Source organism: Nocardioides islandensis (assembly GCF_015352455.1).
In the GTDB taxonomy this organism is placed as follows: Bacteria; Actinomycetota; Actinomycetes; order Propionibacteriales; family Nocardioidaceae; genus Nocardioides; species Nocardioides islandensis.
On record NZ_JADKPN010000025.1, the window covers coordinates 1 to 8,434 of the forward strand.

Genomic DNA, 8,434 nt, shown 5'->3' on the forward strand with positions numbered 1-8,434 from the left:
CCCTCTCGTCATGCTGGTCGAGCCGGGCGAGCCCCTGGGCGAGCCCGTGTCGAGACCCGGTGAGCGTTCCTCGGTCTCGACACGCTCGGCCGTGGCCGGCCTCCCGGCTCGACCACCCCGGCATGTAACAGGGCCCGGCCGGGGAGGGAGGGTTGGCCGGGCCCTGCTCGCCGACAAGGTCACCCTCCCCGGCTACGGGTCTCCTCGGTGAGGGAGCACAAGAGGTGACCCAGCCGTCCAACGACGCCCTCTCGGACGGGTTACGCCTGTGACCGGTGAATCTCAGGTGCCCTGCTGATGAATGGCGACCAGCGGCAACCGGAGGGCCGCCGGAGCGGTCGGCGGGACGGCCGGGGAGGCCGGGGCGACGGGCTGGATCCGCTCGTACGCCGACCCGAGCGGTGGGCGGGTGTCGGCATCGCCCTTGTTGGGCCAGAAGGACATCGCCCGCTCCGCCTGGGCGGTGATGGACAGCGACGGGTTCACGCCGAGGTTGGCGGTGATGGCCGAGCCGTCGGCGATGTGCAGGCCGGGGTGGCCGTAGACCCGCTGGTACGGGTCGATCACGCCGGACTCGGGGGAGGCGCCGATCGTGCAGCCGCCGATGAAGTGCGCCGTCAGCGGCCGGTTGAAGGGGTCGCCGATGGTGCCGCCGGCCGTCCCGCCCATCAGCTCGGCCATCCGGCGCGCAGCCTCGTTGCCGGCGGGGATCCAGGTCGGGTTCGGCTCGCCGTACCCCTGCTTCGACGTCAGCACCCAGCGGCCGAGCCGGTTGCGCCTGAGGAACGTCGTGATCGAGTTGTCGGTGCTCTGCATGACCAGCGCGATGACGGTGCGCTCGGACCAGTGCCGGATGTCGTACAGCTCGCGCACCTGCTTGCGCTCGGCCCACATCGCGCGCAGCCAGGTGCGCCAGCGCGGCTCGTCGCCGTCGCCGTCGGTGAGCACGGTCTGCATCAACGCCATCGAGTTGGAGCCCTTCCCGTACCTGACCGGTTCGATGTGCGTGTGCTCGTCCGGGTGGAACGACGACGTGATCGCGACGCCTTGGGTGTAGTCCACCGACTTGTCGCGCGCGATGGAGCCCAGGATCGACTCGGAGTTCGTGCGCGCCAGGTGGCCGAGCCGGTCGGACAGCCTCGGCAGGTGGCCTTCGGCCTTCATGGTGTGGAGCAGCCGCTGGGTGCCGAGCGCGGACGCGGCGAACACGACCTGGTCGGCGGTCAGCACCCGCGACGACGAGCGCCGCCGGACCTTCGCCTTCGTGTGCCGGACGTGCACGTCGTACCCGCCGCCGTCACGGGGGACGACCCTGGTGACGGTCGTCAGCGGCAGCACCGTCGCGCCGTTCTTCTCGGCCAGGTGCAGGTAGTTCTTCACCAGCGTGTTCTTGGCGTTGTGCCGGCAGCCGGTCATGCACTCGCCGCAGTTGCGGCACGGGTTGCGGTCCGGCCCCTCGCCGCCGAAGAAAGGGTCCGGCTCGGCAGCAGCCGGACGGGAGTCCGGGCCGCCGAAGAACACCCCGACCGGCGTCGGCCTGAACGTCTCCCCCACGCCCATCTGGTCGGCGACCTGGCGCATCACCTCGTCGGCCGGCGTGTGCAGCGGGTTGGTGACCACGCCGAGCATCCGCTTGGCCTGGTCGTAGTACGGCGCCAGCTCGGCCCGCCAGTCGGTGATGTCGCGCCACGCGGGGTCGGTGTAGAACGCCGGCAGCGGCTCGTAGAGCGTGTTCGCGTAGACCAGCGACCCACCGCCGACCCCCGCGCCGGACAGGATCAGGCAGTCCTTGAGCACGTCGATGCGCTGGATGCCGTAGCACCCGGCATCGGGCCGGAACAGGAAGCGCTTGAGGTCCCACGAGGTCGCGGCGAAGTCCTCGTCGGCGAAGCGTGCGCCGGCCTCGAGCACGCCGACGCGGTACCCCTTCTCGGTCAGTCGCAGGGCCGTGACCGACCCGCCGAACCCGGAACCGACGACGAGGACGTCGAACTGAGTGGCTGCGTCCGTCACGCTCGGCCCAGCTTCTTCATCGCGCGCAGGCTGGACGTCATCACCTTCGCGAACGCCGCGTCGGACATGCCCATCATCGGGGCGATCCGCACCAGCCGCTGGGTGCCCACCGACTGGATGTCTGTGTAGCGACGGATGCCCTCGGCTCCCTGACGACGACCGAGACCGGACTGCCGCATGCCACCCATCGGAGCATCGACACTGCCGAACGTCGCGCCGTACCCCTCGTTGATGTTGACGGTGCCGCACGTGATCTCGCGCGCGATCGCCCGCGCACGGGGGCCGTCCTGGGAGTAGATCGAGCCGTTCAGCCCGTACTCGCCCTCGTTGGCCCGCGCGACCGCGTCCGCCTCGTCGTGGAAGCGGTAGACCGAGACGACCGGCCCGAAGGTCTCGGCGCCGAAGCACGACATCTCCGGGGTGACGCCCTCGAGGATGGTCGGCTCGAAGAAGTACGGCGCCAGGTCCGGCCGCGCGCGGCCTCCGGTGCGCACGACGGCACCCTTGGCGACCGCGTCGTCGACGTGCGCCCGGACCCGCTCCAGCTGGTCGGCAGAGATGAGCGGCCCCATGTCGTTGCCCCAGTCGAGGGTGGCGCCCAGGGTCATCGCGTCCGTGCGCGCCACGAACCGGTCGACGAACCGGTCGTAGACCTGGTCGGCCACGAACATCCGCTCGGTCGAGACGCACAGCTGGCCGGCGTTCGAGAACGACGCGCGCACCGCGCCCTCGGCGGCCCTCTCGATGTCGGCGTCGCGCAGGACGAGGATGGGGTTCTTGCCGCCGAGCTCGAGGGAGCAGCCGACCAGGCGCTCCGCACAGCCGGTCGCGATGATCCGCCCCGTGGCGGTGGAACCGGTGAAGCAGACGTAGTCGGCGAGACCGACGATCGCGCTGCCCACCTCGGGCCCGGGACCGGCGACGACCTGCCACAGGTCGCGCGGGACGCCCGCCTCCTCGAGCAGCTGGGCACCCAGCAGCGCGGTCAGCACCGTCTGGGCATCGGGCTTGATGACCACCGCATTGCCCGCCACCAGCGCGGGAAGGCCGTCGGACATGGCCAGCGTGAACGGGTAGTTCCAGGGCGAGATGATGCCGACGACGCCCTTCGGGACGTAGTTGACGTCGATGCGCGTCAGGGACGGGAACAGGCCCGGGCGGCGCTCGGTCCGCAGGTGCCGCGCAGCCGTGCGTGCGTAGTAGCGGGCGGTGAGCGCGACGTGGCTGAGCTCCTCGAAACCGTGCTTGCGCGCCTTGCCCGACTCCCAGCCGATCAGGTCGAGGACCTCGTCCTGGCGGTCGAGCACCAGGTCGTGGAAGCGGAGCAGCGCCTCGGCCCGCTCCCCGACCGGCCTCCGCACCCAGTCCGCCTGGGCCCGGCGGGCACGACGGAACGCCTCGGCCACGTCACCGTCGTTGGACTGCGGGATGTGCGCGAGCGGCTGACCGGTGAGCGGCGAGGACACCACGGCCGACTCCCCGCTCGTGGCCACCAGGCGCTGGGTCAGCAGGGCGGCGTGCTCGGGCTCGAAGGCCAGCGTCGCGCTCGGCTCGTGCTCGGGGTCGTGCGGGCCGGTGACCGTCGGATCGGCGTCATGCGCACTCATACGAGCGAGCGTAGGTGACCTGGGTCACCGGGACCACGGTTCGTGGCGCTTGACACACAGGCACATTTTGTCAACTCCCAGCCGTTGGTCGAGGAAGGCGCGCCAGCGCCTGTCACGAGACCGTCACCGGGTTTCGACACGGGCTCGCCCAGGGGCTCGCCCGGCTCGACCAGCATGGATGGCTCGCCCGGCTGGACCAGCTTGGATGGCTCGCCCGGCCGCTAGACGATGTCCGGCGCGCTGACCCTGGCCTCGTCGGCCTCTTGGTCGGTCAGCATCGTCTGGCTCTGCCGCTCGGCCTCGACGCGGCGCAGGTAGTGGTCGACCTCCTCCGCGAGGCGCGCGTCGTCCCAGCCGAGCTCGCCGGCCATCAGCCGCGCGGCCGGGCCTGCGGCCTGGACGCCGCGATCGAAGGTCTCGATGGAGATGCGGGTACGCCGGGTGAGGACGTCGTCGAGGTGCCGCGCGCCCTCGTGGGTGACGGCGTACACGACCTCGGCGGTCAGGAAGTCGTCGGCGCCCTCGAGCGGCTGCGCCAGCTCCGGCCGCGTGGCGAGGAGGGCGAGGACCTCGTCGACCAGGCCGCCGTACCGGCCGAGCAGGTGGTCGACGCGGCCGACGCTGATGCCCGCACGCCGCGAGATGAGCGCACGCTGGTTGGAACGGGCGAGGTACCCGTCGGCGCCGACCAGCGGGATCCGGTCGGTGATGCACGGCCGCGCGTCGGGGACGGCGACGTCGATGGCGTCCTTGGCCATGACGCGGTACGTCGTCAGCTTGCCGCCGGCGATCATCACCAGGCCCGGCACGGGGGCGACGACCGTGTGCTCGCGGGAGATCCGCGACGAGGGCTCGCGGGCGCCGCGGACCAGGGGTCGCAGGCCGGCGTACACGCCCTCGACGTCGGCGAGGTCGAGCGGCTCGCGCAGGAGCGTGTTGACGTTGGCCAGGAGGTACTCGATGTCGGTCCGCGAGGCGGCGGGGTGAGCCTTGTCGAGGTTCCAGTCGGTGTCCGTGGTGCCGATGATCCAGTGGCGGCCCCACGGGATGACGAAGAGCACCGACGTCTCGGTGCGGGTGATGAACCCGGCCTCCGAGCGGATCCGGTCGCGCGGCACGACCAGGTGGATGCCCTTGCTGGCCTGGACGTTGAGGGCGCCGCGGCCGCCGACCATCTCCTGGATCTCGTCGGTCCAGACCCCGGCGGCGTTCACCACGACCTTCGCCCGCACCTCGATCTCGCGGTCGGCCTCGAGGTCGAGGGCCCGTACGCCGACGACCCGGTCGCCCTCGCGCAGGAACCCGACGACGCGGGTGCGGGTGGCGACGTGGGCGCCGTGGCTGGCGGCGGTCCGGGCCACGGCCAGCACCAGGCGGGCGTCGTCGACCTGGGCGTCGTAGTAGCGGACGGCGCCCTTCAGGGCCTCGACGTTGAGGTCCGGCGCGATCCGGGCGACCTGCTTGCGGAAGAGATGGGCGTGCTTGGGGACGCCCATGTCGTACTTGCCGGCCATCGCCAGGGCGTCGTAGAGGAGGAGCCCGGCGCCGACGTACGGACGCTCCCACGTGTGGTGCAGCGGGTAGAGGAACGGCACGGGCCGGACCAGGTGCGGCGCCAGCCGGGTGAGCAGCAGGCCGCGCTCCTCGAGGGCCTCGCGGACCAGGCCGAAGTCGTACATCTCCAGGTACCGCAGGCCGCCGTGCACCAGCTTGCTGCTGCGCGAACTGGTGCCGGACGCGAGGTCGCGCTGCTCGAGCAGGCCGGTGGCCAGCCCCCGGGTCACGGCGTCCAGCGCGGTGCCGGCGCCGACGATCCCGCCGCCGACGACGAGGACGTCGAGCTCGGCTCCCACAACTCCGGTCGCGGCGAGCGCGTCCAAGGCGGTGTCGCGGGCCTCTGGACTGAGGGCACTGGCCTGCGTCATGTCCCCATCCTGCCGGTCCATCGGCCGATAGCCTGAGGCGCACCCACGGGAGGACCCCCATCAATTGGTTGGCCGCACACACGCCGGCATCGGACTGGTCACCTGCCTGACGCTGGCGGTGGCCGCTGTCGGCACGCCGTCGCTGACGCTGGTCGAGGAGGGCCGCCAGGTCCGTCACGAGACCGCGGCGATGTCGTTGGCTGGTTTCGAGCCGGGCCCCGGTGCACCTTCCTCGGACAGCGGGGGCGCGGCGGAGCCCGTCGTGACCACCGAGCTCCGCACCGCCCGCATCGTGCTCAGCGGTGATCTCCTCTGGCACGACACCGTGTGGGCCAGCGCCCAGGCCGATGGACAGGCGGCCGGGGATGCACGCTTCGACTTCGACCGGATGTTCGCCGCCCTGCGGCCGCTGGTGGCGGACGCGGACCTCGCGATCTGCCACGAGGAGGTGCCGTTCGCGGGGCCCGGGGCGGCGTACCAGAGCTACCCGGTCTTCGCGGCGCCGCCGGCCATCGCGGGCTGGATCGGCTCCATGGGCTGGGATGCGTGCACGACGGCGTCGAACCATGCGGTGGACCAGGGGTACGACGGCCTGGTGCGCACCGCGGACCTGCTCGAGGCTGCGGGGGTCGCGCACGTCGGGACGTTCCGGACCCTGCGTGAGCGCCGGACGCCCGTCATCCTGACCACCGACGAGGGGGTGAAGGTCGGCATCGTCAGCGGCACCTACAGCCTGAACGGGTTCCCCCTCCCGGCCGGCCACGAGTGGTCGGTGTCGATGTGGGACGCGCGGAACCTGGTCGCCCAGGCGCGCGCGGCCCGGAGGGCCGGCGCGGACATCGTGATCGTGAAGTACCACGGGGGCGACGAGTACTCCGCGATGCCGAACGGCGGCCAGGTCGCGCTGGCGAAGGCGCTCACGGCGTCGCCGTACGTCGACCTCGTCGTCGGCGAGCACGCCCACGTCGTCCAGCCGATCACGAAGGTCAACGGGACGTGGGTCGTCTACGGGCTGGGCAACGCCGTCGCGCAGAGCGAGGTCGGCCGGCCGCGGGCCTACGAGGGCATCAGCGTCGCGTTCACCTTCCGGGAGACCGCGCACCGGGGCTTCGTGGTCGAGCGCGCCGAGTACGTGCCGACGTACTGGAACCACTACTCCTCCGGACACCCGATCCGCATCCAGCGCGTGGTGCGCGCGCTGGCCCTCGGCGTGGGCGACCAGGTCCGGCTGCGGGAGGCACTCGACGCCACGCGGGCCGCGGTCGACCTGCTCGGACACGCGCCCGGGCTGGTCCTTCGGTGAGGCGACTGCTGGCGGCGCTGCTCCTCGGCAGCGCGCTGACGGTGGCGGCCCCGGTGTACGCCTGCGCCTGCGGCGGTCTCGTCGACCGGCCGGGCCAGGACACGTCGGTGACGTCCGAGACGGCGCTCGTGGTGTGGGACGGCGCGCAGGAGACGATCCTGCTGCGGCTGAGCACCCGGACCGAGGCGATGAGTGCCGGGCTGCTCGTGCCGACACCGTCACCGGCGACCGTCGAGCTGGGCGACGACCAGGTGTTCAACGACCTGGCGGACGTGACCGCCCCGCGCACGGAGTCCCGCTGGCACCTGTTCGGGTTCCCGCTGCTGTTCGGCGGCGGCGGGGACGACGGCTCGGCCGGCGCGGCACCGGGCGACGGGGTCGAGGTGCTGTCCTCGGTCGATCTCGGCCCGCTGCGGGCGACCACGATCGCGGCAGCCAACACACCGGCGTTGCAGGCGTGGCTCGACCAGCACGGGTACGACGCGTCGCCCGACCTGCTGGCCACCGTGACGCCCTACGTGCAGGACACCTGGACCTTCGTCGCCCTCCAGCTCACGGCCGAGGGCCGGAGCCTCCAGGGCGACCTGCCGCCCATCGCGATGCACTTCGCCAGCGACGAGGCGGTGTACCCGATGCGGATGTCCGCCGCGGCGCAGGAGACCCAGCAGCCGTTGGTGTACGTGCTCGCCCAGCACCGGATGCTGCGCACCGACACTCTGGCCTCCGGCACGACCCGGCCGGAGACGACTTTTGCGGGCCGGGTGGCACCGGGGGACGTGGTCTCCTCGGACCTCGAGGACTGGCTCGCCACCACGCCGTACCTCACCAAGACCACCCAGTGGCTCCCCGACCCCGGCGCGATCGTGTCGGACTTCGTGTTCGCAGCCGCCGCGGACGACTCTCCGATCACCCCGGTGGTCTACGACGACAAGTACCTCATCCCCGGCGACCTCGGCTTCCTGCTCGTGGTGATGCTGCTCGCAGGCGCCGTCTGGCTCGTCGTGCGGCTGGTACGTCGGCGACCGGCCTGATGAGTGCCCACTCCCCCGAGGACCTGAACGTCCTGTACGACGCCGCCCTCGAGTTCGGCGAGAACTTCCGTCGCCCGATCGTCGAGCTCGCCGCGGAACGGCTGCCTCTGCTGCCGACGGACGTGCGGTCGGAGCTGGCCGACCTGGTCGAGCGCACCCGAACCGAGGTCGAGCTCCACATCGAGGGCGAGTACGCGAGGTACGGCGACGCGTGGCCCGACGAGGCCAAGGTCGCCGTCCACGACTGGATCACCGACCAGTACCCCTGGATGGACGAGCGCAACGTCTCCCACGCCATCTCCCAAGGCGTGTACTTCGCCTGGCACGGCTGACCGGTCGCGGTGTCCGCCCGCCGATCGAGGAGCACGTCCCCGCGGGCCGCGGAGGGCGTCGCTCCGCTGGTCGAGGAGGGCGTCGCTCCGCTGGTCGAGGAGGGCGTCGCTCCGCTGGTCGAGAAGGGCGTCGCTCCGCTGGTCGAGAAGGGCGTCGCTCCGCTGGTCGAGAAGGGCGTCGCTCCGCTGGTCGAGAAGGGCGTCGCTCCGCTGGTCGAGAAGG

The 8,434-nt window shown here is 71.9% G+C and carries 7 protein-coding genes; 4 read left to right on the top strand and 3 right to left on the bottom strand.

The genetic code is table 11. The annotated features are described in order from the left end of the window. Positions 1–282 precede the first annotated feature (282 nt). The 3 genes from ISU07_RS23565 to ISU07_RS23575 all read right to left on the bottom strand — a co-directional run bounded on the left by ISU07_RS23565 (position 283) and on the right by ISU07_RS23575 (position 5,545). Positions 283–2,013, bottom strand: coding sequence for a GMC family oxidoreductase N-terminal domain-containing protein (locus ISU07_RS23565; protein WP_194709310.1), 1,731 nt, complete (start codon positions 2,011–2,013; stop codon positions 283–285). Continuing rightward, entirely contained in the window at positions 2,010–3,620 is a 1,611-nt protein-coding gene (locus ISU07_RS23570) for a succinic semialdehyde dehydrogenase (RefSeq protein WP_194709311.1), read from the bottom strand. Before ISU07_RS23570 ends, ISU07_RS23565 begins: the two co-directional genes overlap by 4 nt. A 221-nt stretch (positions 3,621–3,841) precedes the next feature. Further along, positions 3,842–5,545 carry a glycerol-3-phosphate dehydrogenase/oxidase gene (locus ISU07_RS23575; RefSeq protein ID WP_194709312.1) on the bottom strand — a complete coding sequence of 568 codons (1,704 nt, stop codon included), beginning with the start codon at positions 5,543–5,545 and terminating at the stop codon, positions 3,842–3,844. Between the two features lie 64 nt (positions 5,546–5,609). Between ISU07_RS23575 and ISU07_RS23580 the strand changes: the two genes are divergently transcribed. The 4 genes from ISU07_RS23580 to ISU07_RS23595 form a co-directional block, all read left to right on the top strand. Then, positions 5,610–6,848 (top strand): CapA family protein, encoded by a 1,239-nt coding sequence (locus ISU07_RS23580; RefSeq protein WP_194709313.1) that lies wholly within the window; start codon positions 5,610–5,612, stop codon positions 6,846–6,848. Continuing rightward, positions 6,845–7,879, top strand: a complete 1,035-nt coding sequence (locus tag ISU07_RS23585) for a DUF2330 domain-containing protein (protein WP_194709314.1) — start codon at positions 6,845–6,847, stop codon at positions 7,877–7,879. The genes ISU07_RS23580 and ISU07_RS23585 overlap by 4 nt, the downstream gene beginning before the upstream one ends. After that, positions 7,879–8,211, top strand: a complete 333-nt coding sequence (locus tag ISU07_RS23590; RefSeq protein WP_194709315.1) for a hypothetical protein — start codon at positions 7,879–7,881, stop codon at positions 8,209–8,211. Before ISU07_RS23585 ends, ISU07_RS23590 begins: the two co-directional genes overlap by 1 nt. Positions 8,212–8,220: 9 nt before the next feature. After that, positions 8,221–8,434 (top strand): hypothetical protein (locus ISU07_RS23595; RefSeq protein WP_228522521.1); only part of this gene is annotated, 214 nt, incomplete at its 3' end.

Bases quoted from the DNA above. Each gene is read 5' to 3' on its own strand.
- ISU07_RS23570 (WP_194709311.1), bottom strand. From the start codon at position 3,620: ATGAGTGCGCATGACGCCGATCCGACGGTCACCGGCCCGCACGACCCC.
- ISU07_RS23575 (WP_194709312.1), bottom strand. From the start codon at position 5,545: ATGACGCAGGCCAGTGCCCTCAGTCCAGAGGCCCGCGACACCGCCTTG.
- ISU07_RS23590 (WP_194709315.1), top strand. From the start codon at position 7,879: ATGAGTGCCCACTCCCCCGAGGACCTGAACGTCCTGTACGACGCCGCC.